Consider the following 26,140-nt stretch of genomic DNA (forward strand, 5'->3'; position numbering starts at 1 on the left):
ACAGAAAACGATATTTATTACACAAATAGTCACAATAAGAATAATTATAGCGAATAATTTATCACATATCAATAAATATTCATTGCACTTTGAATAATTATTTATAAATTGCGCAACTATTATTCTGTCAACAATCATAACATTACTATAAACGAATACTATGTCAGACAATTCACCTAAAATTAAGTTCTACAACGGGGAAGACATCCCTCTGGAATTGCACAAAGTACGTGTTGTACAAAAACTACATTTAGTACCCATCGAACGCCGCCTGGAAGCACTATACGAAGCCGGATTCAATACCTTCAGGCTCGACACCAAAGATGTATTCCTCGATATGCTTACCGATAGCGGTACCAATGCGATGAGCGACCGCCAACTCGGCGCTATGATGATAGCCGACGACGCTTATGCCGGCTCGCAAAGCTTTGTAAGATACCAGAAAGCCGTAGAAGAAGTTTTGGGAAAGAAATACCTGTTGCCTGTGCATCAGGGGCGCGCTGCCGAGAATATAATATCGAATGCCTATATACGCAAAGGCAGCATTGTGCCGATGAATTACCACTTCACTACTTCCATGGCGCACATTACCCAATATGGAGGGAAGATAGAAGAATTGTTGTACGATGAAGCCTATGTAATAAACAGCCGTCACCCGTTCAAAGGGAATATGAACCTCGAAAAGCTGGAAGCCTGTATTAATAAACATGGTGCTGCCAATATACCGTATATCCGCATGGAGGCTTCGACCAACCTGATTGGCGGGCAACCATTCTCTATAGAAAACCTCAGGGGCGTACGAGCCATTGCCGACAAATACAAAATACGCCTTGTGCTCGATGCCAGCCTGCTTGGCGAGAATGCCTATCTGGTGAAAAAACGCGAGGAAGAGTTTAAAAACAGCTCGATGAAAGATATCATCCAGACTATGACGGGGATGGCCGACCTGGTTTATTTCTCGGCGCGTAAGCTGAGTTCTTCGCGCGGAGGGGGTATCTGCACCAACGACCATGCCATATTGAAAGAACTGGAACCGCTTATTCCTCTTTTCGAAGGATTCCTTACCTATGGAGGTATGTCGGTGCGCGAGATAGAATCTATAGCAGTAGGGCTGTACGAAACACTGGATGAAAGCATGATCTGCCAAAGCCCGCAGTTTATAGAATACCTTGTAAACTCGCTAGAAAAGAAAGGCGTGCCTATGGTTACACCTGCGGGAGTACTTGGCGCCCACGTGAATGCAATGGAGGTTTGTGCCCATATCTCGCAAAAGGAATACCCTGCCGGCTCGCTTGCTGCTGCCTTCTTCCTCATATCGGGTATCAGGGGTATGGAACGCGGATCGGTATCGAACCAGCGCGACGAATATGGCAACGAGACTTATGCCGATATGGAGTTGCTCCGCCTTGCCGTTCCACGCCGGGTATTCACCCTGTCGCAAATAAAATATGTGGAAGACCGCATGGCATGGCTATACGAAAACCGCCACCTGATAGGAGGCTTACGCTTCGTTTACGAGCCGCCTGTACTTCGTTTCTTTATGGGAGGGCTCGAGCCTGTAAGCGACTGGCCGCAACGGTTGATAGAGAAATTTAAAGAAGACTTTGGCGATAGCCTGTAGTTAGTTTTAATAGATAGCAATAGTTTGTGAAGTTTAGGGAGCTGCTGATTCATTCAGTGGCTTCCTTTTTTTCAGGCAAAAATTACATAAGGATGGGATGGAAACGCCTTTGATGTAGAGATTCCCATCCCGCCATTTTGGATATAAAAACTAAAAGATTACTACCGGCGTATTTTGCCTACTATCTTATTTGCAAATCGCCATAACTGCTTTTCACCGCAATCTTAGCCTTAGGCGTGCCTGTGCCTATTTGTCCTTTTTTGACAATAGCGGTGTTTGTCTCTTTCGATTCGGTATAGGTTGCCTTATGCTTCTTCGACACATTCAGGTCGCCATAGCTTAAGGTGATATCCACGCTTACCGGAAATTTTTCGGGTAGGTTGATGGATATATCGGCATAAGCCCCGCTGAAGGTCAAAGCCTTCAATTTATCGGAAACACTATTTACAGATACATCGGCATAGGCAGACGATACATTGAATGTAGAAATCAGGTGTTCTATTTTTATGTCGCTATATTTCATGTTGACATCAATATTATTCACCGTACCCAGTTTTATATCTCCATAAGAAGACGTACTCCCCTTGGAAACCATATCCGACACTTCGGTTATCTTGTAGTCGGAATAATTTCCCATAAAGTCTATCCTGCCAGCTTTTCCTACCTTTATGTCGGAATACGATGCGGAGATATCGACATCTTTGAGCACGCTTATTTTAGCATCACTATATTTCATTTTTATGATAGACTTAGGAGTCTGTATCTCTCCGGCTGTTATTTCGGCATAGGAGAGATCGAGCAACAATGCTCCGGAGTGCTTATCCATAGATACATTACCATACTTAATGTCTATATTCAGTCCCACATTGCGGGGAATGCTTATTATATAGTTGACTTTAGCTGATGAGTTTCCTTTTCTCGAACTGTTTGTTGCTATCGAGAGCAGTTTGTTGCTGGTAGTTATCTGGCAAGAGGCCTGTTCCGATTTGGTATCGAAATAGTGTATTTCGAGTTCTACCTGCTTCGACGCCGTTTCTTTGACAGTGATATTTCCATATTTCTGAAAAAACTCTATTTCGGAGATATTCGAAAAGGTTTTCTTCTCCGTTCTTGTTGGGGTGCGTCCCTTTTGCCCTTGCCTACTTATGCTGTAAGAGTAGCTGTAACCGTTTTTGGGGTTAGTATATACTGTGACATTCTTGCCTGCTTTCTCGCTGATATTAACCTTGAATGCCTGCAAGCTACTATCATTTACCTTGAAAGAATTGTCGAGAGAATCGAAGTCTATTTTCAAGTCAAGACCCTCTTCTATCTGGTCGAATACTCCCTTCATATCTATATTTATTTTATTTCCGGGAATGGTATCGCCTACAGGGGTGGATTGTATGTACAATATATTGATACATAACAACGTGGCTATCAATGCATATCTTTTCATAATCGTGTAATTTAACAATCTGTGTATTTTTCCAATTTTTTATCTATATTCTCAAGCGCTTGCATATTTGCCTTATAATGCTTTTTCAGGTATCGCACAGCCACTTTCTCGTTCTCGTTCTGCAACATTTCGTTGACGAAGGCCGAATTGTTTTCTATTATCTGTTCGAGGTCGGCTGCAAGCCTTGCCTGGTTTTGAGGATCGGTATGTCCCAATTTACACATAATATTGGAGATATATCCTTTCATCTGGCGGTCGTAATACTCGTTTACTGTCCTAAATTCGTCAGGTATGGTACTTACCACAACCGGCTTGTCGAGAGTAGCTCCCATATTTTCCTTATTTGGCAAATATATCCTTGTGGCTATGGTTATTACCAGCAAGAATGAAGCTGCGATGGATATTATACTGACAAGCATCTTCTTATTGTGCCCTGTGCCTTGCCTAATACTCTTGTCCATCTTGCTGTTTAGCAATGCTTCGAAGCGTTCGGCATGCCCAGTCACAGGCTCCTGGTCGTCAAACAAGTTCCTGTTGTCATCTATATATTTTTTTCTCTTATCTTTCATTGTTCCCTCCTTTTCAGATAAGTTCAATCAATTTTTGCTTTGCTCTCATATATTGCACCCTCACCGTTCCGGTGGGTATTTTTAATATCTCTGCCATCTCTTCGTGGTCGTATCCTTCTATCAGATATAGGTTGATAACCAAGCGGCTGGCTTCGGGCAGTTTTTCTATTGCCATTTTTACTTGTTCCACTTTGCCTACAATGTACTCCCAATCATCGCTATCGTTATCGGCTATAGCATTATATCCCATATCCTCGTTGAGTGTTATAACATTCTTTTCCTTTTTGCGCAGCTTGTCGATAGATGTATTTATCGCTATGCGCACCAACCACGCACCGAAGGCGATCGTTTCGTCATAATCGTGGAGCCGGGTAAGAGCCTTCAAGAAAGATTCCTGCATGGCGTCTTCGGCTTCCAGCGAATCTCTCAGTATGCGAAAACAAGAGTTATACACCCGCTTGTAGAAAGCATTGTACAGTTGCATCTGTGCTCTGTGTTCTCCCTTCCGGCATTGTCCGATTATACTTTCGATATCGTTCATTTACTTTCCCTTTCTCTAAAAATATATACGCAGAAAAAAACCGGATGTTACAAATATGCAGATATTTTTTCGGAAATAAAGATTCTATCTATGTATATTCAAAAAGAGCCAATATGCATATACCACTGATAATCAACATATATATTGTTAAAAAGTAACACTTGTAACACATTTTTCATTGTTTTGCATATTGTGGTTCTTTTATTGTTAAACAGCTTTAGAGCCTGTATGATATAGATAAAGTTGTTGGGATTAAATTGGGAGGTGTTTGACTACTGTAGGGGAGAATTATCATTCGCCCTACAAAGTTCAGAATTGAGCTCGAATAAAGTTCATGCGTTTACCCTGGAATGTAAACCAATATTGGAATGTGAATAGAAGTGTTTTGATACTTTTTCCTTTTCCCAATATACAATATCCTTAGCCGATAAAGATCTCTGGATATCAATAATACGCTGGTTGCTACTGCCTCTGAATTGCAGGTCTTCGTTGCGTAGCTTTTCTATATACCGTCCGTCTACAAGGATGTCTATAAAAGGCAATATCTGCGACAACTTAGCCGATTTCACAATCTGCTCATACGTAAATCCGGTATAGCACCAGATATTCTTTTTTGTTTCTGCCTTTATCAGCCGGGCAAGTTCGGTGAATCCGTCTATCTGCATAAACGGGTCGCCGCCCGAAAAAGTCACATTCGAAAACTCATCCTGCTTTATTATCTCCAGCAATTCGCTTGTCGAATATTCCCTGCCTGCCATTATGTTCCACGATTGTGGATTGTGGCAACCCTCGCACTGATGTATGCACCCTGCACCATAGATGGCTGTACGGAATCCCGGACCATCTACGGTAGTGTCGTGTACAATATTTAGTATAGATAGCTTATTCATGCTAATCAGTAGTTAAATTGTATGTTACTTTTTTATACTGCATAAAAGCAATCTTGTGTTAAACATTTTATCATTAGCTCATCCTGCCGCGCCCTCCTGGGCTTGCCCTCCCTTTTGGCATTGCCCAAAAGGAAGCAAAAGGCTAGTGATATCGCAAACTCTTGTTGGGCTTTAGCCCGCGCCATTAGCTTTGCGTACGGGGTACCCACGCGATGCAGACGGCGTAGAATGAAGTGGGGCTGCTGTTATGCAACTTTGCTAAGCCAACAAAAGGCTTGTCGTTAGTTCACTTCATTCAGCCGGCAAAGCGCAAAGTGGGTCGTACGGCGAAGCGAGGCGCAAAAGAGTTTTTGGTTCCTTTTGGGGCTTAGGCCAAAAGGAACGCAAGCAAACACCGTTCGGCAGAGCGAAGCGGAGCCAATCTGTGATTGCGCGCAGTATATAAAAGAACGATTTGCCGTTAAATTCTAACTGCCGATTCGCATTATTCATGGATAATACGGTCGTTCAGTTCGGCCAGTTTGGCACTGTTCCATCTGTCAGTTGTTCCCACCAGATAGCCTGTAATACGTTGCAAGCGGTCTATTTCGTTGCTTCCGCATTTCGGACAGGCAGCTATACGCGCATCCGCATTTTCATAGCCACACTTCAAGCAGCGGTTGCGGTTATGATTTACCGAAGCATATCCCATATCATACTTGTCCATCATATCTACCACAGTCATTATAGCTTCGGGGTTGTGGGTGGCATCGCCGTCTACCTCAACATAGAAGATGTGACCTCCACGGGTGAGGTTGTGATACGGTGCTTCCACCTTTGCTTTTTGGTGCGCACTGCATTTGTAATATACAGGAACGTGGTTCGAATTTGTATAATAATCCCTGTTGGTAATCCCTTCTATAAGTCCGAAGTCTTTCCTGTCCCTACGGGTGAAACGCCCCGCCAGACCCTCGGCAGGAGTAGCCAGTACGCTGTAATTGTGCTGGTATCTGTCGGAAAATTCATTTATGCGGTCGCGCATATAGGTAACTATTTCTAGTCCGAGTTTTTGTGCTTTTTCATCTTCGCCATGATGTTTGCCGATCAGAGCAACCAAAGCTTCGGCAAGACCGATAAACCCTATCCCCAGCGTTCCCTGATTGATTACTTTCTCTATTGTGTTTTCGCCTTCGAGTTGTTCGCACCCTTCCCACAGTACCGACATTAGTAATGGGAATTGTTTTGGTGCTGCCGTCTTCTGAAATTCGAAACGGCGGTGCAATTGCAAGGCGGCTAGGTCGAGTAGGTGATTGAGTTTGCTATAGAAACAGTCGATCCTTTCTTTTTCGTTTTCAATATTCCTGCATTCCAACGCTATGCGTACGAGATTGAGAGTAGAGAACGAAAGATTGCCGCGTCCGATAGATGTCTTCTTCCCGAAGCGGTTTTCAAACACACGTGTACGGCATCCCATAGTAGCCACTTCGTGTTCGAAACGGCGCGGATCGTCGGCTTTCCATTCTTCGTGCGTGTTGAATGACGCATCCAGGTTAAGGAAGTTGGGGAAGAAACGGCGTGCACTCACCTTGCAGGCAAGTTTGTAGAGGTCGTAGTTTTTGTCTTCCGGCAAATAGCTTACTCCTCTTTTCTTTTTCCATATCTGTATAGGGAAAATGGCTGTGACCCCATTGCCTACACCCTCGTAAGTGCTATGCAGCAATTCGCGGATGATGCATCGCCCTTCGGCAGAAGTATCAGTCCCGTAATTGATAGAACTGAATACGACCTGGTTTCCTCCGCGCGAGTGAATGGTATTCATATTATGGATAAAAGCTTCCATAGACTGGTGTACGCGATTGACAGTGCGGTTGATAGCGTGTTGTATAACGCGTTCGTCACCTTGCAGTCCGCCCAACTCTCTAATATAATAGTCTTCTATTTGCACATCGTAAAGGTGCTTATAATCCTGCCCGTTGATTTGCTCCAACACCTGCACTTCCTCTACATAGCTTCTTCTTACAAACGGGGCTAAGTAGAAATCGAATGCCGGGATGGCCTGTCCACCGTGCATTTCGTTCTGAGCCGTTTCGAGCGAAATGCAACCAAGCATACTGGCAGTCTCTATCCGTTTTGCCGGACGCGATTCGCCATGACCTGCATAAAACCCGTTGTTCAATATCTTATCCAGGGGATGCTGTACGCAGGTGAGGCTCTTTGTAGGATAATAGTCTTTGTCGTGGATATGCAGGTAGTTCAGACGTACGGCTTCCTTCACTTCCGGCAACAATAGATAGTCGTCGACAAAGGGTTTTGTGGTTTCGCTTGCAAACTTCATCATCATGCCTGCCGGGGTATCGGCATTCATATTGGCGTTTTCGCGGGTGATGTCGTTCGACTTGGTTTCTATAATTTCGAGGAACATATCGCGCGTTTTGGCCTTGCGGGCAATATTGCGTTTGTCGCGGTAGGCGATATATTTTTTAGCCACTTCCTTACGCGGGCTTTTCATCAGTTCCATTTCCACCATGTCTTGTATCTGCTCCACGGTCATTTGCTCGTTGCCCTGGCACGATACATAGTCGGTAATACGCCTTATCAATGTTGCGTCTTCGCCGTGTTCGGTATGCAACATGGCTTTGCGGATGGCAGCCATTATTTTTTCTTCGTTGAAGCCAACGATACGCCCGTCTCTTTTTACTACAGTCTGGATCATAATGAAATATGTCTTTTATACTTTAATTCTATAAAAACATAACCGACGGAAGGGCGCAGAAATATACGCGAATACCACAGCTGGGAAGTAGTCGTATATCCTTGCTTTTCTCCCGAAAGCTACGAATTGCGTATACGGCAGGTCTTCTGACTTATTTCAAGCAAGGCGCCTTCCCATTTTCTTGTCAGCTTTTAGTTTTTCTGCTATCAGCTTCTCAAAACAGTGGCGTGAGAGCCAGGCTTTTCTGTGAAATTTACAGCTACGGGGATAGTTCAGGACTTGCACCTGATTCCCTTTTTCGTCCTATTTCGGTGGAACCGTATACGACAACAAAGTTATATTATATAATCCGATTATACAGAAAAAAAAGAATTTATTTATACGTGATTTTTTCAAAAGTTTTCCCCAATATTTTTCAACACAATGCCTATCAGACATTTATATTTTTTAAATTGTTGAAAAGTTTTCCATTATGAAAAATTGGCTCGATTCTAAATTTTCCACAATGTGTTATTTCAACCCATTAATAGAGGCCGTTGCTATGCTTGATAACGCTAAGAATCACTGTACTAAGATAGTCTTATGCCGTCGCACTTCCCCACCTCGCAGCTTTGTGAAAATCTTCATGTATCTTTTACCTTATATCTGCATTCTTCAATTGGCAGGCAAGCTGAAAAAGCCGTCCTCTTCTGCCGAAGTGCAAATTACTGAAATTGCTTTTTCGGGAAATGCAAAAGACCCTTTCCTCAAATTAGGAGGGTATAATTATAAGCTGAACAAGAATTTTCTTACATTTGTTGATGTTTAAGGAGTAGGGTTATTAAGTTCTGGCTATACCCTGCCTCGAAGGAAGTTTTCAGGAAAAGGGCCTGAAAGGCATAGCATATGACAAAAATTAAAATTATTGCAATATTACGCCCCTACAGGCTTTCGAGGGGATATCACTTTTTGTCATGTACTGTACCAAGGGGTGTTGCTTTTTCTCTTATAACTCATTGTCGGCTAACTGAAATAACTATAAATAAAAATAACCTATGAAACAAATTATTCTTTCGTTAATGCTCGCGCTGGCTGTTCTGGTTTCGTGTTCAGACAATAAGCCTGTAGAAGAAAGCAAACCTGTTGTAATCTCTTACGTAGCAGGATACAACGGCAATGTAGATGTCAACCGCATACCTGCCGAGAAAATTACGCATATCAACTACGCCTTCGCCTTGATACAAGATGGCAAAGTAATCCTTGCCAACGAAGCAGTGGACGCCGCAAACCTGAAGGCACTTACAGGACTTAAAACGCAAAACCCAGACCTAAAAGTGCTTCTTTCGGTAGGCGGATGGGCTGGCAGCAAGAACTTCTCCGATGCTGTATTGACAGCCGAAGGACAAAAAGCCTTTGCTAAATCGGCTGTAGAACTGGTAAAAAAATACGACCTCGACGGATTGGATATCGACTGGGAATATCCGGCAACAGCGGGTGCGGAAGGTAATATTTTCCGTCCCGAAGATAAGCAAAACTTCACCTTGATGCTTGCTGCTATCAGGGCAGAACTAGACGCTGCCGCAGCCGGAAACGATAAGAAATACCAGCTTACAGCCGCAGTAGGTGGCCATCAGGGATTTATCGACAATACAGAGATGGCTAAAGTGCAAGAGTATCTCGACTATGTGAATATAATGACCTACGACTACCAGCAGGAAGGCAAAGCAGTACACCATACCAACCTGAAACCGAGCGAGAAATACCAGCCATCGGCAAGCGCAAGCAAGTCTGTCGACGCATATATCGCCGCCGGAGTACCTGCCGGAAAGTTGGTAATGGGTATTTCAGCTTATGGACGTGTTTACCAGTTGAAAAAAGGATGGGACAAAGGATTCGACCCTGCAGAAAGCAAATATACTACCAAGAGCTATACCAATATTAAGGACAGCCTTGTAAACCAACAGGAATATTACCGCTATTGGGACGATGCAGCACAGGCTCCATATCTGTTCAACTTCTACAAAGGCATCTTCATTACTTACGACGACGAAGAGTCGGTAAAGGCAAAATGCAGTTATGTAATGACAAATGGACTAGCCGGTGTTATGATGTGGGAGCAAGGCAACGACAACAAGAGCTACCTGATAAACGCAATAAGCCAAAGCCTGAAATAATAAAGCAGGACAAAACGCGTTCTCGATAATGGAAACAACAAGCCGCTTTGCCCTATGCAAAGCGGGTTTGTTGCTTAAAATAGTAGACGAATATGAGACAAAAGCGAATACTCTGGGCAGATGACGAAATAGATATCCTGCGGCCTCACATCCTTTTCCTCAACGAGAAGGGGTATGATGTAACGCCGGTAAACAGCGGACAGGATGCTATAGAAACATTCAGGACAGAGACATTCGATATCGTATTCCTCGACGAGCATATGCCGGGACTTAGTGGCATAGAAACCCTTAGCAGGATAAAGGAAGTCGACCCCAATATTCCGGTTATAATGATAACCAAAAGCGAAGACGAGGGCATTATGACCCATGCCATAGGCAAGAAGATAGCCGACTACCTGATAAAGCCTGTCAACCCCAACCAGATATTGCTGGCATTGAAGAAAATACTTCACAAAGACGATATCGTATCCGAAGCCACTCTCGAAGGCTATCGCGGGGAGTATGTAAACATCAGTAATATGATAAACGATTCGCCCGGCTACCGGGGCTGGGTCGACATATACAAGAAGCTTATATATTGGGAGATGGAGCTGACCTCTGCCCAAAGCCCGTTGCTCGACCTGCTGCATACACAAAAACAGGAGGCCAACAATGCTTTTGCCAAGTATATCAGGTTCAACTACGAGAAGTGGATACAGGGTGCTGACGACAAGCCTCTGCTTAGCCCCCTCCTCTTTGCCCGGAAAGTATTCCCGATGCTCGACAATGGCGAAAAGCTGTTCTTTATCCTTATCGACAATTTCAGGCTCGACCAATGGTGGGAGATAAAGGACATACTGGCAGGAGAGTTTACTATCTCCGAAGACGAATACTTCAGCATACTGCCTACAACTACACAATATGCCCGCAATGCTATCTTTGCAGGAGCTATGCCCGAACAGATACAAAGACAGTATCCGGCACTTTGGGTTGATGAGGATGAGGACGAAAGCAAGAATATGCACGAAGACCTGTTGATAGCAGGACAACTCGAACGCTACCGGAAAAACTATAGTTTCTCGTATCACAAGATACTTACATCTTCGTACGGTGAGAAGCTGGCACAAAACATGAACACCCTTGCCAACAAACAACTGAATGTAGTAGTAGTCAACTTTGTGGATATGCTTTCGCATGCCCGTACCGAATCGAAGATGATAAAAGAACTTGCCGGTGACGAAGCGGCTTATCGTTCGCTCACCCGTTCGTGGTTCAGGCATTCGAGCACAATGGATATTTTGCGCAAGGCTAAAAGCATGGGGTTTAAAATCATATTAACTACCGACCACGGCACAGTAAGGGTAAAGCATCCTTTGAAAGTAATTGGCGACAAGTCGGTAAACTCCAACATCCGCTACAAAGCCGGGCGCAACCTCGAATACGACCGCAAGAAGGTATATGATATCCACTCACCTGAGAAAGTGGGGCTACCCGCACCTAACATCAGCACCAAATATATCTTTGCCACAGGAGTGGATTTTTTCGCCTATCCTAACAATTACAACCATTATGTTTCGTATTATACTGACACATTCCAACACGGCGGTATATCGCTGGAAGAGATGATAATACCATTTATCACTCTGGACGGGAAATAAGCAATTGTGTTATTTCTTCTTTTTCTTCCGCATGGTTTCTATCAGAAGTTCCTGCAAGCGTTCGGGCGTGATGTTTGCTTCTATCTTGCCATTGTTGGCAAACGATATCTTACCTCTCTCTTCCGATATTACAATTACTTTGGCATCAGTTTCTTGTGTGATACCCAATGCCGCACGGTGACGCAACCCGAAAGCTTTTGGTATATCCTGATTTTGTGCCACAGGTAAGATGCACCCTGCCGCCTTGATACGTCCGCCTGAGATAATCATTGCACCATCGTGCAGGGGGCTGTTTTTGAAGAATATATTTTCGAGCAAACGTGTGCTTATATCTGCATCGAGGGTTTCGCCGGTTTCGGCATATTGGGTCAGTTTTATTTCATTCTCTAGAACGATCAATGCCCCTGTGTGGGTTTTCGTCATATTCATACTCGCCAATACGAGCGAAGTTATAGTTGAATCGTTAACATCTTCCTTATCTTTAGACCGGAACAGTCGCATCAGGAATTTGATTGTACGGTTAGATCCCAGCGACATAAGAAAACGCCTGATCTCGTCTTGGAAAATGATAACAATAACGAACAGACCGATATTCACCACCTTGTCGAGAATCGCTCCCATCAGCCTCATCTGAAACACTTGGGAAATAAGTATCCACAAAACAATAAAGGCTAACACCCCATTGAATATGGCTCCCGTTCCGGATTTGGAAACAATGCGGTACAGTTGGTACATTACTGTTGCTACCAGCAATATATCAACTATATCCCTTATGCCTATACCGAAGTTTTCCATCAAATACTTTTATTTCTTTGAAGGTTCAAAGATAACTTATTTCTTTTACATATAGATAGATAAATCGAAACTGCCTTCTTAAAAAAGATTTAACGGTTTATTCCAGCATCAGGTTCATTACAGGATGATGCACAGGAAACAGACTTCTGTATGGTTCATCCAGTTCGTCTGTTTTGTAACCAAAAAGAAGGCGGCACAAGAAATCGTCTTTTTCATCTTTACCTAGTGTTTGGTTATTGGTAGCCTTGGAGTATAAATCCCATAGTTTTTCCTTATCTATTATCCGTGCCATTCCGGCCAGATTATACTTGTCGGGAAAGCCGTCTATATTCTGTTCTTTTACTATAGTCCGGAAGTCTTCGAATGTCTTTTGCACGCAAAAATCTTTCTTCCTGTATATCGAATCGAAAGCGTCATAAGCATCGTATAGGTACGGGTTTGCTGATAGCAATTCTTTCAATGGAGGAATAGGCTCTTCGCTACCATCAAACACCTGGGTATAACCGTATTGCTCATAAAAGCCAAAAAGTGACTCCTCCGCCGGAATTAATATGGATAATGGTATGTTTCGGGAGGCAATAACTTCGTGCGAATAGCGTATCAATTGATTCATGTAACCCCGCCTTCGATATTCGGGCAATGTGCATAGTCCGGCAAGGTAAGCAAAGGGTATTTCGTGTCCGTAAAATGTAATAGAATATGGCAACATTTGTAAAGCAGCAACCGCTTTGCCGTCCGCAAAATAGAGGAGTGTATTCTCCGGCCTGTACTTTTCGGAGAAGTACAGATCGAGAAAACATTCATCATCGCAAAAGCATTCTTTCCACATTTGGCGGACTTCCGGCGTTTGGTTGCGGGTTGCAAATTGTATCATAGTTTACAGGCTCTAAACAGGCTCTTAATAATTCTGTTTCTTTTATCTTTAGCTTGGTCGAATGCCGTTTGCCATTACGCAAAACAAACCAAAGGGCTAATGCAAAACTGTTTTTGGCTACTACTACTTTGGGTAAAAGGAACACAAGGGGCCGCCCAAAAAATCGGACAAGCCCCTTTTCTATGCTTTATTCTCCGGGTCTATCTATATCAGAGACTGTCTCTTCTATTTCAATACCCCAAGAAGCTTTCTATTTCTTCTCAATGTAATCCTCTACAATAGCCTGTGTAAGTCCCATGCTGGAGAAACCTCCGTCGTGGAACAGGTTTTGCATTGTTACCTTGCGTGTAAGATCAGAGAACATTACGATGCAATAGTCAGCACACTCCTCAGCGCTTGCATTTCCGAGAGGCGACATTTTTTCGGCGAAGTCGAAGAATGCGTTCATCCCACCGATTCCCTGTCCGGCTGTAGTAAGTGTAGGCGATTGTGAAATAGTGTTCACCCGTACACCTTTGTCGCGCCCGTAAACATATCCGAAGCTGCGTCCGATAGATTCGAGCAATGCCTTAGCATCTGCCATATCGTTGTATCCTGTAAATGTGCGTTGAGCAGCGATATGGGTAAGGGCAAGGATAGAACCGCCATCGGCGATGGCATCGAGTTTTTTAGCCACCTGCATCATCTTGTGGAAAGACTGTGCCGATACATCGAGGGTCTTGTCATAGAAACCGTAGTCGAGGTTGTCGTAGGCGCGTCCTTTACGTACGTTAGGCGACATACCGATAGAGTGCAGTACGAAGTCTATTTTTCCGCCAAGTATTTCCATCGATTCTGTGAATACCTTTTCAAGATCTTCTACGCTGGTAGCGTCGGCAGCGATAACTTTTGTGTCCAGCTTTTCGCTCAAAGCATTGGTTTCGCCCATTCTTACAGCCATAGGTGTATTCGAAAGGGTGATGGTTGCTCCTTGCTCTACTGCTTTTTCAGCTACTTTCCATGCTATCGACTTGTCGTTCAACGCTCCGAAGATAATACCTCTTTTGCCTTTTAATAAATTGTTGCTCATCTTTATGTTTATTTTAATGATTATTAGCTACTTAAAAATAAATATTGATATTTAGAAGCTATATTATCGCACAAAATTAGTAAAAATGTGCAATATCTGATATGCAAACAAGGCAAATTTATATAATGCTGTCTTTTTTCGGTCTTGTTTCCGGGCAAAACGACTGCGAATACGAAGAACAATATTAAAGTAACTATCGAGGACACACTATATGATGTAGAAAACCAGTTTTGCTTTCATTATGTAGGCGGTTAAGCGGTTAAAAAGTTTTAGCCTATCGGTAAGATAAGCTAAAATAAGAGAGGCGCATACACGCACCCGTTTTCCATTTTCGGATACATCGGGCATCATTATTTTGTAATTTACAAGCTTGCCTCCTGCTATGCTGTAAGTTGTTTTGTAATAAGCAATAAATAAACGTGTATATCAGCCTACCCGTTTATCAAATTTGCGACAAATGTATCCCAACATTTCCGGCATAAAAATAATTTCCCGACTATATTTATTGGTATATTTATACTATTTTCGTGCTAAAAATAAATTTCTCTAAAATTTAAACAGACTCTAAACTATGTTTAACATATCGTTGTTGAACAATAGAAGAATAACATCAAAAACAACATATCGCAATTATGGCAAAGGCAGAAACAACAAGCAGGCGCAAGCCCGACCAGGGATTCAATATGAAAGCCCGCCGTATGGATTTGGGCTGGACGCAGGAAATGCTGGCCGACAGGCTGAACGATAAATACAACCTGAAACTCCATCAGACAAAGATATCGGAACTCGAAAACAAAGAAACAATCGCCGAAGAGACGCTGAAGCAGCTGGCCGATGTGATGGAATGCGACCTCGAATTTCTACGCGATTTTACTATCAGCGATTATTTCAAAAAAGGCAATATGACCTTTAAGGTAGAAGCAGAAACCATTACAGCAAGCGATAATGCTATCAATGAAATAGAACAAAACGAAAATAAAACTATAAACAATTATTTCCCGCCCGAAGTAGCCCAGATGTATAAAGACCTAATGGCTCAGGAAAAAGAATCGCAGGCTAGGGAGATGGCATGCCTTACCAAAGAAGTAGAAGCCCTGAGCCGCGAAATAGGACGGCTGCAAGAGCGGTTGGGAGAAAAATAGCGAAGCCGGTAGAAATCATTTTGCCTGTGCCGGTTGTTATTACTATCAGGAATATTACCTTTGTTGTCAGAGGTAAATTTACTGATAAACCAAAACAGAATAGAAAATGAAATATACCAATTTCGACTACCTGTATGCTATTTTTATGTTTTTGTTCGGCATATTTATGATAGTCAGCCCCGGCTCTGTAATCCGCAAGGCCAAATACGATGAAGAAAGAATAAAAACAGAATCGTGGGTACGCAAGACGGGTATAGTTTTTTGTGTGCTGGGGGTAATATTCGGCACCTTCATCTACACCAAACTTAATGCCTGACGGAATGCTCGACGGATTTGTCGAATATGGCTATATCGGCCTGTTCCTTGCTTCGTTTCTTGCTGCCACCATCCTACCCCTGGGTTCCGAATTTGTATTTGCCGGATTGCTTGCTATGGGCATGAGCCCGTGGGGGTGTGTCGTAGTGGCATCGTTGGGCAACTGGGCGGGAGGCATGACCAATTATTACCTCGGGCAACTGGGCAAAATAGAATGGATAGAAAAATACCTGAAGGTGAAGCAGGAAAAAATAGACAAGATGCAACATTGGCTCGAAGGCAAGGGCGCATCAATGGCTTTTTTCAGCTTCCTGCCTGTGGTGGGCGATATTATTGCACTGGCTTTGGGATACATGCGGGCGAATGTCTATATCGTCAATTTTGCGATGTTTACGGGTAAGTTTCTGCGTTATGTGCTGATAATGTACGGTGTGAGTTGGATAATATAGGCGTTACGACGTTTTTTTGAAATAAAGGCAGAAAAGTTTATCTATATAAGCCCCCCTTTATCCCCCCGAAGGGCAGGACTGTTAAGTTCTAAACGAAATAATACTTTAAAAGAATAAAATATGACACTGAGATACACGAAGAAGCCACTGAGAAACACTGAGGGAGAAATGCCCCGAAGGGGGAAATAGGCAAAGCCATGACGAGGGAGAGGGAAAAAGTAACAGAAAAAAGTAATGAAAAGGTGTTACATGTGTTACTTTTTAGAGAGATACAAGATACCAGTAGACGAGTTAACGAGTTGGTTTTTTTGATAAAATATAAACTTGTATCTCGTATCTTGTTTACTTGTACCTAAAGAAAAGGTAGCAATAAAAAAAGAGTAAAAGGTGTTACAAGTGTTACTTTTTGGAGAGATACAAGATACCAGTAGACGAGTTAACGAGTTGGTTTTTTGGTAAAATATAAACTTGTATCTCGTATCTTGTCTACTTGTACCTAAAGTTATTGTTAACTGAAAAGATTATCAAAAAGAAAAAAAGGAGGGTAAAACCATGTCGACAATATTATTTCACGAAATAGTTTTCGGCCCTATCCACAGCCGTAGATTGGGCTCTTCGTTGGGAATGAACCTATTGCCCTACGATGGCAAGCTATGTTCGTTCGACTGCATCTATTGCGAATGCGGCTACAACAAAGATTTCAAGACCAAGACCAAGCTTCCCGACAGGGACAACGTAAAAGCCGCATTGGAAGACAAGCTGATAAAGCTGAAAAACGACAATGTGACTATCGACGTCATCACCTTTGCCGGCAACGGCGAGCCCACCATGCACCCACAGTTTGAAGGCATAATAGACGACACAATAGAACTGCGCAACAGGTATTACCCTGAGGCCAAGATAAGTGTCTTGTCGAATGCTATGCACCTGAACAAAGAATCTGTTTTCAGGGCATTGCAACGGGTAGACAACAATATCTTGAAGCTCGATTCGGGTATATTGGAAACAGTCCGCCTGATAGACCGCCCCAATGCGCCGTCGTACAGCATCGAGCATCAGATAGAGCAATTCAGCCGTTTCGAAGGCAATTTCATTATGCAGACCATGTTTGTCACAGGCACGCACAACGGCAAAGTGGTAGACAACACCACCGAAGAAGAGGTTGCGGCATGGATAAAAGCCATAAAGGCAACCCGTCCGCGCGAGGTGATGATATACACCATCGACCGCGAAACACCAGAAAAGAACCTTGAAAAAGTACCGGTAGGCAAGCTGAAAGAAATAGCTGCTAAGGTAGAGCAATTGGGAATAAAAGTGAATGTGGCGGGATAGAAGCCGTATTGCCAGATTGCAATATGCGCAACTACTTGTAAACTTGTAATTATTAAATAAACACATATATGGTAACCATCGTTTTCAGCCATCCGTGGCATGGCAGTTTCAACAAAGCAATACTAGATACAGTAACAGCCGTTTACGACAAAGAAAACGTCCCTTACAATGTAATAGACCTGCACAAAGACGGCTTCAACCCTGTATTCACGGAAGAAGAGTTGGCAGGCTACAGCCAGGGCAGGGCATTCGACCCGCTCATCCTGCGCTATCAGGAGATGATAAAGAAGTCGGACGAAATGGTGTTTATATTTCCCAACTGGTGGAATACGATGCCGGCTATACTAAAGGGCTTTTTCGACAAGGCATTGCTCAAAGATTTCGCTTTCAACTATGAAGGCGGCTTCAACCCCTTACTGAAAATAGAAAAGACAACTGTAATAACCACCTCGGAACATCCAAGCCCCAACTTCGCCAATATTATCGAAAAAGGCTTTATAGGCGACATGCTCAATCCTGTGGGAATACGCAATGCCGTATGGCTGGGTTGCGAAGGCACTTCGAAAGGCACAGACGAGCATCGCCGGGAGTTTCTCGGCAAGGTGGCAAAGCATATTTTAGACATACGGGCATGAAACAGTGCTTTTGGTTTGTAGTATCCCGATGTGTATAGGTTGTATATTTACTTTTTTGATTATCTTTGAGAAATAACCTTAAAATAGAAGAATAAATCATAAAAAATAAGCTGAACCTTGGTATATCTCAATAAATAGTATAGCCGATACAATTCCGGATATAAAAACATTTTTATATAACACTAATCTATGTCTAACTTCAAAAACTAACTACAAAATGATTTACGGTATTACATTAATCGTATTGGGACTTTTGGCTGTTCCTTCACTTTTACTCTCTAAAAAACCAGATGCTAAAGAATGGCTCGACAAGCTTACTCCTTACCAAGGATGGATCGGAGTCGTATTTGCATTCTGGGGAATATGGGGTATCATCAGTTGCATCCTCAACCTTAGCTTCCTTACCACATGGCCTATCTATTGGATCACATGGTTGCTGGTTTCTATCGTAGAAGCAGCATTGGGATTCATTTTAGGCTATGGATTGATAGCCAAATATGTCCTTTCGAAAAATGAAGCTGCTGCCGAAAAAGGACAGCAAGTGCTTGCTAAGCTTGCTCCACTTCAAGGCAAACTGGGTATTGCTGCTATCATAATAGGTATATGGCAAATCGTTGCCTCTATTATCTGGCTGTAGCATAACCCTTTGTACAGGAAAACGTAAGGATGGGTCGAGAGTTGGTACTTCCGGCTCATTTTCTTAACGAAACAGATGTTAACATATTGAATCAGCCGATTGATTTAGCGAAACCTGCCCAAAAGCAACTGAAATAGATGTAATAACCAGAACATTACACGACGGCTTCGATACGACTTCACGGAAAAAAACATAAGTTGCAACCCTTTCTTTTGTTAATTCTATCATTTATCGGCATCTCAAATTATCTGTAGTAAGGTAAGAGTCTGTTTAAATTTTATAGCAAATCTTTTTTATAACTGTTTTCAGATGGATTTTACGTGTTTTGCTCGCTGGTTTAGCGGGCTAAACCGAGAGTAAAATGTGGAAAATATGCTAAAAAGAGCATAAAAAAGTTGCTAAGAACTATACTAAAGAACCTATAAGAAATATTTTCGCTAAAATTTAAACAGGCTCTAAGTAGAATAATAAATAATTTGCATTTTTCAGAAATATTCTGATATCTTTGTTCATTAACCTTAAAAGAGGATACTAACTTTATTAAGAAAAACAAAAAAAACAGTATCTGAAATCCATGTTGACTAATAATTACGCACAGGGTGATCTTTCAGATAAAGAGTTGTTTCGGTTGATACAACAAGGGAATAAGGAGGCATTTACTATTATATACGAACGGTATAATAAGCAGATGTATGTACTTTCGTTGCGTTACCTGAAAGACACACCGATGGCCGAAGATGCGGTACAGCATGTATTCGTTAAGTTTTGGGAATTTCATTCGAGTCTGGATGTATCGCTGAGCGTGAAAAACTACTTATACACCATGACGAAGAATTACATTCTGAACCAGATACGCAACCGCAACAATGCTATCCAACACAACTATAAGATATACCAATCGGAAGGTATGGATGCATATGAAGAAGATTTGCACAAAGCTATTGAAGAAAAAGAAAAACTAGCATACTTTTATGAAGCAATAAACAGGCTTCCCGAACAAAAGAAGGCCATCTGTTTGATGAAACTGGAAGGGAAACTGTCGAATCAGGAAATTGCTGACGAAATGAAAATTTCGATCAATACCGTGAAAACACATTATGCACAAGCCTTAAAAATGTTAAGATGGTATTTAGGCAAGGTTTTGCTTGCTATTTTCATCATCCTTTCCTGGTAGTTGCGTGTCAATAATGAGGAGAAGGTATATTAGCGAAAACATATCACTATGATGCAGAAACTGGACGAAGAAAAAATAGATAAAATAATCAACGGAATAGGCAACGATGAAGATTCCGAAAAGGTTGCTGCATGGTTTGCCACAAAAGAAGGGCAATTGTATCTGTCGAGACGGATGGATGAAGAATTTTATACTGACAAGGATTTGTTGGAAACCTTAATGGAAACACAAGATATACCTTCCGACGATATTTATGAAAAAATAGAAAAACGGCTGTTTGTAAAGAAAATTATAAAAATCGGCAGCTATGCCGCAGCCATTCTGCTTCCTCTTATCATCGTATTCTGGGGATTGAACAAACTTGATTCGCGCGTAGACCTTTTTGGCGACGCCGAGTATGTCGATGTATATACCCCTAAGGGCGAACGCATGCAAATTGTATTCCCCGATGGGTCCGTAGCATATCTAAATTCCGACACTAAGTTGCGCTATCCCAAGAAGTTTGCCTTTTCCGACAGGAAAGTATATCTGGACGGAGAAGCATACTTCGAAATAGAGAAAAATGCAAGCCGCCCGTTCATTGTCGAACTCGATAGCGTGGCCGTAAATGTGCTTGGCACATCCTTCAACCTGGAGGCCTATAGCAGCGAACGCAACATATCGCTGATCCTCGACGAAGGAAAAGTAAACCTGCGCCCATTGTCGGGCACTAAGAAATATACGCTCGACCCGGGTGAGAAAATGATATACGACAAGGTCAATGGCTCGTGCATCATTCTGGCAAATAACTCCTATGTATCGCCCAGCCTTTGGAAAGATGATGTCGTATATCTCAAAAACAAACCGCTGGAAGAGGTAATAAAGGTTCTTGACCGCAAATATGATATAAGATTCGAAATTTTGGAGCAGGAGGCATTAAAATATTCTTATACTATACTTATCTCCAGAAACACCCCTTTGGAGAAGGTTTTGCTCGATTTAGAAAAAATAGCACCGGTTGTTTTCCACTTACAAAATGATAAAAAAAAATATTCAACCCCTATCACCCGTTTCCACCTTTCGTGTGTCAATTAGAATGTAAAAAGGAATTAACTTTTAAATTTAATTGACTATGAAGAGACTACTTTTATTTTTGCTGGGGGTCCTTTTTTTGAGTTCAACGATTTCTATTTCGGCTCAAAAAGTAACCCTGAATCTCAATCAAGTAGCAATGGAAAAGGTTTTTTCAGCTATCACTGAACAAACCAATTATACATTCGCTTACAGCCAACCTACTATCAATCCTAAAGCACTAGTCAGCCTCAACGTTACTGATGCCGACCTGAAAAATGCATTGAACCAACTATTCGCAGGAACGAATGTGTCTTTCGAAATCAAAGACAAGAAAATATTCCTGACTGATAAAGGCTCGGCAGCGCAACAAAAACCTGCCGATAAAATTACAGTCAAAGGTGTTGTAAAAGACGATATGGGAGAGCCTCTGTTGGGCGCATCAGTATCGGAAAAAGGCACAACAAATGCTGTAATGACCGACCTCAATGGGAACTTCACTATGCGCGTAGCCCCTAATGCCACATTAGTATTTACTTATGTGGGCTTCAACACGCAGGAAGCAGCTGTGGGTGGACGTACCACTATGAATATGGTACTTGTCGAAAACAGCAAGATATTGGACGAAGTGGTAGTTACCGCCCTCGGCATCAAACGCGAAGCTAAGGCATTGGGTTATTCGGTAGCCGAAGTGAAAAGCGAGGCACTTACTGCCGGCCGTAGCGACAATGCTGTCAATGCTTTGTCGGGGAAAATGGCAGGTGTAGATATCTCTACCGGTAGTGGAGGTCCAGCCGGATCCACACGTGTAATTATTCGCGGAGTATCGCAATTGACAGGAAACAACCAACCCCTGTATGTAATTGACGGCGTGCCGATGGACAACACCTCGATGGGTAGCGCCGGTGTAAACGGAGGATACGACTTAGGCGATGGGCTGTCATCTATCAATCCCGATGACATAGAATCGATGTCGGTATTGAAAGGAGCCTCGGCATCTGCCCTATACGGTTCGAGAGCTTCGAATGGAGTTATACTGATTACCACCAAAACAGGTAAAGGACAAAAAGGACTGGGTATAGATGTTTCGATGAATGTAACGGGAGTGAAAATCCTTTCGGGCTTCGACGACTACCAGCGCGAATATGGACAAGGTACAAGTGGAGTGCCTTCATATCTGGCATCCAGTGCACAGACATCGACACAAAGTGCATGGGGAGGCAAGCTCGACCCGTCCCTTACTTTTCCTATCTACAACGGGGAAATGAAATCGTATGGAAACCGCAACGACAATATCCTCTCCTTCTTCCGCACAGGAATTACTTACAACAATTCGGTAGCTGTGTCCAACAACAGCGAAAAAGGCAACTTCCGCGTATCGGTATCCGATATGAGAAACAAAGACATCGTACCTTCATCGAACATGTATCGCACCACTGTGATGATGAAGGGAGACTATAACGTGACCAAAGATCTGTATGTAGAAGCCAGGGCAAACTATTCGCGCGAGAAAGTAAACAACCGCCCTGCATTATCAGACTCGCCAAACAATATAGGAAACAGTATTATCGGCATTGCTCCAAACTTCGACCAAAAATGGTTGGCAGAAGGGTATAAAGACGAATTTGGACGTTATTCCCCTTGGAACGGAAACCAATGGCGACTGAATCCTTATTGGGTTATTAATGAAATGCAAAACCGTTCGAACAAAGAGCGTACAATGGGGCACGTAATGGCTAGCTATAAAATACTGCCTTACCTATCAGTTCAAGGGCGCGTGGGTATAGACGATTACAAATTCCGTTTCACCGATTATACCCCTCGTTATACCGATGGAAGGACAACCGGAGAAATGTCGGAAACATCTACAACCGTATCGGAGATCAATTACGAAGGTTTGATCCGTTTCAACAAACGCTTCCTCGACGACAAGCTCGATGTTAGTGCTTTCGTAGGTGCAAATATGATGCAGTACAAAATGGAAAACATCGGCAACAAGGGTACCGACCAAAGTTTACCCGATGTAGTAAGTATAAGGAACTATAACCGGTACGACCGCCCTTCATACACCAACCTGAAAAAAGATGTAAATTCTGTATTCGGCTCTGTAAGCGTAGGTTACAACAGCTTCCTGTACGGAGAATTTACATTGCGCAACGACTGGTCTTCTACCCTACCCAAAGACAATAACTCATACAGCTATCCATCCATATCGGGAAGCTTTGTATTCTCCGAAATCGCCAACTTGTCTAACATAGGCTTATCGTTCGGTAAACTCCGTGCATCTTGGGCAAAAGTAGGTGGCGATACCAGTCCGTATATGATATTCAATGCTTATGGCTTGTTGGATTTCACTATAGGAGGAAGCTCTTTGGGAACTATCGCATCCGACGTATTGCCAAATCAATTTTTGAAACCGACATCTACATATTCTCACGAAATAGGCCTCGATTTACGTTTCCTCAACGACAGGCTCAATTTCGACTTCGGTTATTACAACCAATCTACAAAAAACCAGATTATGAACCTGCCTCTGACATCGTCTGCGGGATATACAGCCGCCATTATCAATACCGGTGAAATCTCCAACAAGGGTGTTGAATTGGCAATAACTGCGATACCTGTACGCATAAAGGACTTCGAATGGATGTTGAACGTAAATCTTGCACACAACAAGAACAGAATGGAAAAACTCCACGACGATGTGAAGATATATGAACTATCAGCAGCCAGATGGGCAGGAGCCTCGGTTGTAGCCAAGGAAGGCGAAAGCTTTGGGTCTATCATGGGTAAAAAGTTTGCCCGCAACGAAAACGGCGACGTAATCTTCACCGAAGATGGTATGCCTACATTCGAGAATGAAGTATCTGTGCTAGGAAATGGTAACCACGACCTGACATTGGGTGTAGGTAGTACGTTCCGTTACAAAGATTTTTCGCTCGGTGTATTATTCGACATGAAATTCGGAGCTGATATCTATTCTATGAGTTACCGCATGGCTCACTACAATGGCACATCCAAAAACACACTGGAAGGACGCCGTGAGTGGAACGAATCGGAAGAAGCCCGCAGAGCGGCTAACGCCACTTTAGAGAACTGGACTCCTACCGGAGGATATGTAGGTAAAGGTGTGGTCGATGGAGGACTTGATGAGAATGGCAATACTATATGGATGAATAATACGACACCGGTAGACCCTCAGGTATATTGGAGATCGGTAGCAGACAACACTCCTGAGCCGTTTATTCTTGATGCTTCTTATGTGAAACTGAGAGAGCTGAACTTTACTTACAACTTCCCGCTGAAACTTCTGGCCAGAACACCTATCAAAGGATTATCCCTGTCGGCTTATGGAAGAAACCTGTTTATCCTTCACTCCAAGCTAAAGAATATAGACCCAGAGTCTAACTATAATAATGGAAACGGACAAGGATTGGAATACGGATCGTTACCATCGCGCAGAACATTTGGTTTTGGAGTCAATGTTAAATTTTAAATTGCTGGAATATTATGAATATAATTAAAAATATAAAATGGCTTGCATTGGCTGCAATTGTTGGACTAACAGCCTGCATCGATGAGGATCTGAACAAAGACCCTAATACAAATCCTGATATGGACCCCAACCTGCAAATAACTACCATACAGGTACTACCGACCAGTGACCCCGAAGCGTGGCATAGGTATTTGATCTATCCGGGCGGCTTTATAAACCAATGGTCTAACGACTGGTCGCTGGTAGAATACGGAGGTAAAGGGAAGAAAAATGACAGCTTCTTTGCCCAATTGTGGGAATCTATGTACCCGTCTGTTATCAAGAATGTTGTCGATCTGGTAGAAAGAACCCGCGACAAGCCCGAATACGTGAATGCTCATGCTGCCGGACGTATAATGAGGGTCGAAAACTTTCTGCGCCTTACCGATTATTATGGAGATATTCCTTACTTCGAAGCAGGTATGGCATACTATTCCGGAGCTTTCAAACCGGCTTACGACCGTCAGGAAGATATCTACAAAGATTTCTTCAAAGAGCTGAAAGAAGCAGCAGGTCAATTCAACAGCTCGGCTGAATCTATCGCGGGTGGCGATATGTATTATAGCGGCGACCTCGAAAAATGGAGAAAATTAGCCAACTCGTTGCGTCTACGCATCGCTATGCGCTTGATAAAGGTAGACCCGGCATTGGCAAAACAGGAAGCTGAAGCGGCGGTGGCCGATGGTGTTTTCACATCCAATAGCGACATATGCTATGTAATGCACGACGATGTTGGCGGAACCGGCCCATCGGGAGGTAATGCCATTGCCAACCGTTTCCTGAATGCAAACTCAAGTACATTCCGCATTTCCAAACAACTGATTGCGGCCATGGAAAAAACACAAGACCCGCGCATCCCGTACTATGCTGGTTCGTATCTCGAAGACAATGTACGTACAGATATTACCCCTCTGCTATACAAAGCATATGGAAAATACGAAACCTTTGCAATAGGTGCAGAGTTATTCTCTTGGGACGAAAGAGCCACAGTGCCAAACAATCCTGTTTCCCTGACGCTCGATAATGGTACTATCATCTCGGTAGAAAGGCTGTACCAGTTCATGCAACCATCGAAAATAATATCAAACCCGGCAACTCCATACATTCACATGTCTTATGCCGAAGTAGAGCTTCTTCTCGCCGAGGCTGCTTTCCGCGGCTACAATGTAGGAGGTAGCGCAGCATCGCACTTCCAGGCAGGGCTGAAAGCGGCAGTCGAGCAATGGTCTCTCTTTGGTGTGAGCCCGGATCAGACCGCACTGCAAGCCTTTCTGAATACAAACACCTTGAAAACAGGGACAGAGATGGAGCAAATAGCCACACAGTTATGGATATTATCATTCCTCGACCCGTTCGAAACATGGTCTAACTACCGTAGGTTAGGATTGCCAAGAGAGGCCAATTTCCTCAATAATTATCCTACTGAGAACGAATCGAAAGGAGAAAGCCCTCGCCGCATGCAATATCCTGTATCGGAGCAAACGAGCAACCCTGAAGGGTACCAATCGGCTATAGACAGACTCGAAAGCAAGACTGATACATGGAATGAACGCGTTTGGTGGGACAAAAAATAATAACCTATAAAAAGAATA

22 protein-coding genes and 1 riboswitch are annotated in these 26,140 nt (G+C 43.0%); of the genes, 14 read left to right on the top strand and 8 right to left on the bottom strand.

Going from position 1 to position 26,140, the window contains the following annotated elements:
- Positions 1-160: 160 nt before the first annotated feature.
- Positions 161-1,621: a tryptophanase gene (locus D0T57_RS06865; RefSeq protein WP_163272206.1), complete on the top strand. Its 1,461-nt coding sequence runs from the start codon at positions 161-163 to the stop codon at positions 1,619-1,621.
- Between the two features lie 181 nt (positions 1,622-1,802).
- Here D0T57_RS06865 and D0T57_RS06870 read toward each other — a convergent pair whose 3' ends face one another.
- The 5 genes from D0T57_RS06870 to D0T57_RS06890 form a co-directional block, all read right to left on the bottom strand.
- A complete protein-coding gene (locus D0T57_RS06870; protein ID WP_163272208.1) occupies positions 1,803-3,059 on the bottom strand; it encodes a DUF4097 domain-containing protein in 1,257 nt (418 codons plus the stop codon).
- A gap of 11 nt (positions 3,060-3,070) precedes the next feature.
- Positions 3,071-3,628, bottom strand: a complete 558-nt coding sequence (locus D0T57_RS06875; RefSeq protein ID WP_163272210.1) for a hypothetical protein — start codon at positions 3,626-3,628, stop codon at positions 3,071-3,073.
- A gap of 13 nt (positions 3,629-3,641) precedes the next feature.
- Positions 3,642-4,169: an RNA polymerase sigma factor gene (locus D0T57_RS06880; protein ID WP_163272212.1), complete on the bottom strand. Its 528-nt coding sequence runs from the start codon at positions 4,167-4,169 to the stop codon at positions 3,642-3,644.
- A 332-nt stretch (positions 4,170-4,501) separates the two neighbouring features.
- Complete coding sequence (gene nrdG / locus D0T57_RS06885) at positions 4,502-5,059, bottom strand: anaerobic ribonucleoside-triphosphate reductase activating protein (RefSeq protein ID WP_163272214.1); 558 nt, start codon at positions 5,057-5,059, stop codon at positions 4,502-4,504.
- A gap of 484 nt (positions 5,060-5,543) precedes the next feature.
- Positions 5,544-7,751, bottom strand: coding sequence for an anaerobic ribonucleoside triphosphate reductase (locus tag D0T57_RS06890; RefSeq protein ID WP_163272216.1), 2,208 nt, complete (start codon positions 7,749-7,751; stop codon positions 5,544-5,546).
- Between the two features lie 118 nt (positions 7,752-7,869).
- Positions 7,870-8,088, bottom strand: a riboswitch (cobalamin riboswitch).
- A 135-nt stretch (positions 8,089-8,223) separates the two neighbouring features.
- Between D0T57_RS06890 and D0T57_RS06895 the strand changes: the two genes are divergently transcribed.
- The 3 genes from D0T57_RS06895 to D0T57_RS06905 all read left to right on the top strand — a co-directional run bounded on the left by D0T57_RS06895 (position 8,224) and on the right by D0T57_RS06905 (position 11,541).
- A complete protein-coding gene (locus D0T57_RS06895; RefSeq protein ID WP_163272218.1) occupies positions 8,224-8,559 on the top strand; it encodes a hypothetical protein in 336 nt (111 codons plus the stop codon).
- Between the two features lie 226 nt (positions 8,560-8,785).
- Positions 8,786-9,904 carry a glycoside hydrolase family 18 protein gene (locus D0T57_RS06900; RefSeq protein ID WP_163272220.1) on the top strand — a complete coding sequence of 373 codons (1,119 nt, stop codon included), beginning with the start codon at positions 8,786-8,788 and terminating at the stop codon, positions 9,902-9,904.
- A 92-nt stretch (positions 9,905-9,996) separates the two neighbouring features.
- Positions 9,997-11,541 (top strand): PglZ domain-containing protein, encoded by a 1,545-nt coding sequence (locus tag D0T57_RS06905; protein WP_163272222.1) that lies wholly within the window; start codon positions 9,997-9,999, stop codon positions 11,539-11,541.
- 9 nt (positions 11,542-11,550) lie between these two features.
- On the opposite strand, the gene cdaA is transcribed toward D0T57_RS06905, so the two are convergent.
- The 3 genes from cdaA to D0T57_RS06920 all read right to left on the bottom strand — a co-directional run bounded on the left by cdaA (position 11,551) and on the right by D0T57_RS06920 (position 14,279).
- Positions 11,551-12,339 carry a diadenylate cyclase CdaA gene (gene cdaA / locus D0T57_RS06910; protein WP_163272224.1) on the bottom strand — a complete coding sequence of 263 codons (789 nt, stop codon included), beginning with the start codon at positions 12,337-12,339 and terminating at the stop codon, positions 11,551-11,553.
- A gap of 94 nt (positions 12,340-12,433) precedes the next feature.
- Complete coding sequence (locus D0T57_RS06915; protein WP_163272226.1) at positions 12,434-13,210, bottom strand: GNAT family N-acetyltransferase; 777 nt, start codon at positions 13,208-13,210, stop codon at positions 12,434-12,436.
- 250 nt (positions 13,211-13,460) lie between these two features.
- A complete protein-coding gene (locus tag D0T57_RS06920; protein WP_163272228.1) occupies positions 13,461-14,279 on the bottom strand; it encodes an enoyl-ACP reductase in 819 nt (272 codons plus the stop codon).
- A gap of 632 nt (positions 14,280-14,911) precedes the next feature.
- On the opposite strand from D0T57_RS06920, the gene D0T57_RS06925 reads away from it, so the two are divergent.
- The 10 genes from D0T57_RS06925 to D0T57_RS06970 all read left to right on the top strand — a co-directional run bounded on the left by D0T57_RS06925 (position 14,912) and on the right by D0T57_RS06970 (position 26,122).
- Positions 14,912-15,421: a helix-turn-helix transcriptional regulator gene (locus tag D0T57_RS06925; RefSeq protein WP_163272229.1), complete on the top strand. Its 510-nt coding sequence runs from the start codon at positions 14,912-14,914 to the stop codon at positions 15,419-15,421.
- A gap of 106 nt (positions 15,422-15,527) precedes the next feature.
- Positions 15,528-15,737, top strand: coding sequence for a hypothetical protein (locus D0T57_RS06930; RefSeq protein WP_163271935.1), 210 nt, complete (start codon positions 15,528-15,530; stop codon positions 15,735-15,737).
- 4 nt (positions 15,738-15,741) lie between these two features.
- Entirely contained in the window at positions 15,742-16,185 is a 444-nt protein-coding gene (locus D0T57_RS06935; RefSeq protein ID WP_163272358.1) for a YqaA family protein, read from the top strand.
- Between the two features lie 552 nt (positions 16,186-16,737).
- Positions 16,738-17,517: a radical SAM protein gene (locus D0T57_RS06940; RefSeq protein ID WP_163272231.1), complete on the top strand. Its 780-nt coding sequence runs from the start codon at positions 16,738-16,740 to the stop codon at positions 17,515-17,517.
- A 68-nt stretch (positions 17,518-17,585) separates the two neighbouring features.
- Positions 17,586-18,152, top strand: coding sequence for an NAD(P)H-dependent oxidoreductase (locus D0T57_RS06945; protein WP_163272233.1), 567 nt, complete (start codon positions 17,586-17,588; stop codon positions 18,150-18,152).
- Between the two features lie 217 nt (positions 18,153-18,369).
- Complete coding sequence (locus D0T57_RS06950) at positions 18,370-18,789, top strand: hypothetical protein (protein ID WP_163272235.1); 420 nt, start codon at positions 18,370-18,372, stop codon at positions 18,787-18,789.
- Between the two features lie 574 nt (positions 18,790-19,363).
- A complete protein-coding gene (locus D0T57_RS06955; RefSeq protein ID WP_163272237.1) occupies positions 19,364-19,963 on the top strand; it encodes an RNA polymerase sigma-70 factor in 600 nt (199 codons plus the stop codon).
- Between the two features lie 48 nt (positions 19,964-20,011).
- Positions 20,012-21,037: a FecR family protein gene (locus tag D0T57_RS06960; RefSeq protein WP_163272239.1), complete on the top strand. Its 1,026-nt coding sequence runs from the start codon at positions 20,012-20,014 to the stop codon at positions 21,035-21,037.
- Positions 21,038-21,173: 136 nt separating this feature from the next.
- Positions 21,174-24,509 carry a SusC/RagA family TonB-linked outer membrane protein gene (locus D0T57_RS06965; protein WP_163272241.1) on the top strand — a complete coding sequence of 1,112 codons (3,336 nt, stop codon included), beginning with the start codon at positions 21,174-21,176 and terminating at the stop codon, positions 24,507-24,509.
- A 14-nt stretch (positions 24,510-24,523) separates the two neighbouring features.
- On the top strand, positions 24,524-26,122 hold the full coding sequence (locus D0T57_RS06970) for a SusD/RagB family nutrient-binding outer membrane lipoprotein (protein ID WP_163272243.1): 1,599 nt from the start codon (positions 24,524-24,526) through the stop codon (positions 26,120-26,122).
- The last annotated feature ends 18 nt before the right edge of the window (positions 26,123-26,140 follow it).

The organism is Dysgonomonas sp. 511, assembly GCF_010501105.1.
GTDB lineage: Bacteria > Bacteroidota > Bacteroidia > Bacteroidales > Dysgonomonadaceae > Dysgonomonas.

Coding starts and splice junctions, on each gene's coding strand:
- D0T57_RS06865 (WP_163272206.1), top strand. CDS start 161: ATGTCAGACAATTCACCTAAAATTAAGTTCTACAACGGGGAAGACATC.
- D0T57_RS06870 (WP_163272208.1), bottom strand. CDS start 3,059: ATGAAAAGATATGCATTGATAGCCACGTTGTTATGTATCAATATATTG.
- D0T57_RS06875 (WP_163272210.1), bottom strand. CDS start 3,628: ATGAAAGATAAGAGAAAAAAATATATAGATGACAACAGGAACTTGTTT.
- D0T57_RS06880 (WP_163272212.1), bottom strand. CDS start 4,169: ATGAACGATATCGAAAGTATAATCGGACAATGCCGGAAGGGAGAACAC.
- nrdG (WP_163272214.1), bottom strand. CDS start 5,059: ATGAATAAGCTATCTATACTAAATATTGTACACGACACTACCGTAGAT.
- D0T57_RS06890 (WP_163272216.1), bottom strand. CDS start 7,751: ATGATCCAGACTGTAGTAAAAAGAGACGGGCGTATCGTTGGCTTCAAC.
- D0T57_RS06895 (WP_163272218.1), top strand. CDS start 8,224: ATGAAAAATTGGCTCGATTCTAAATTTTCCACAATGTGTTATTTCAAC.
- D0T57_RS06900 (WP_163272220.1), top strand. CDS start 8,786: ATGAAACAAATTATTCTTTCGTTAATGCTCGCGCTGGCTGTTCTGGTT.
- D0T57_RS06905 (WP_163272222.1), top strand. CDS start 9,997: ATGAGACAAAAGCGAATACTCTGGGCAGATGACGAAATAGATATCCTG.
- D0T57_RS06915 (WP_163272226.1), bottom strand. CDS start 13,210: ATGATACAATTTGCAACCCGCAACCAAACGCCGGAAGTCCGCCAAATG.
- D0T57_RS06920 (WP_163272228.1), bottom strand. CDS start 14,279: ATGAGCAACAATTTATTAAAAGGCAAAAGAGGTATTATCTTCGGAGCG.
- D0T57_RS06925 (WP_163272229.1), top strand. CDS start 14,912: ATGGCAAAGGCAGAAACAACAAGCAGGCGCAAGCCCGACCAGGGATTC.
- D0T57_RS06930 (WP_163271935.1), top strand. CDS start 15,528: ATGAAATATACCAATTTCGACTACCTGTATGCTATTTTTATGTTTTTG.
- D0T57_RS06935 (WP_163272358.1), top strand. CDS start 15,742: ATGCTCGACGGATTTGTCGAATATGGCTATATCGGCCTGTTCCTTGCT.
- D0T57_RS06940 (WP_163272231.1), top strand. CDS start 16,738: ATGTCGACAATATTATTTCACGAAATAGTTTTCGGCCCTATCCACAGC.
- D0T57_RS06945 (WP_163272233.1), top strand. CDS start 17,586: ATGGTAACCATCGTTTTCAGCCATCCGTGGCATGGCAGTTTCAACAAA.
- D0T57_RS06950 (WP_163272235.1), top strand. CDS start 18,370: ATGATTTACGGTATTACATTAATCGTATTGGGACTTTTGGCTGTTCCT.
- D0T57_RS06955 (WP_163272237.1), top strand. CDS start 19,364: ATGTTGACTAATAATTACGCACAGGGTGATCTTTCAGATAAAGAGTTG.
- D0T57_RS06960 (WP_163272239.1), top strand. CDS start 20,012: ATGATGCAGAAACTGGACGAAGAAAAAATAGATAAAATAATCAACGGA.
- D0T57_RS06965 (WP_163272241.1), top strand. CDS start 21,174: ATGGAAAAGGTTTTTTCAGCTATCACTGAACAAACCAATTATACATTC.
- D0T57_RS06970 (WP_163272243.1), top strand. CDS start 24,524: ATGAATATAATTAAAAATATAAAATGGCTTGCATTGGCTGCAATTGTT.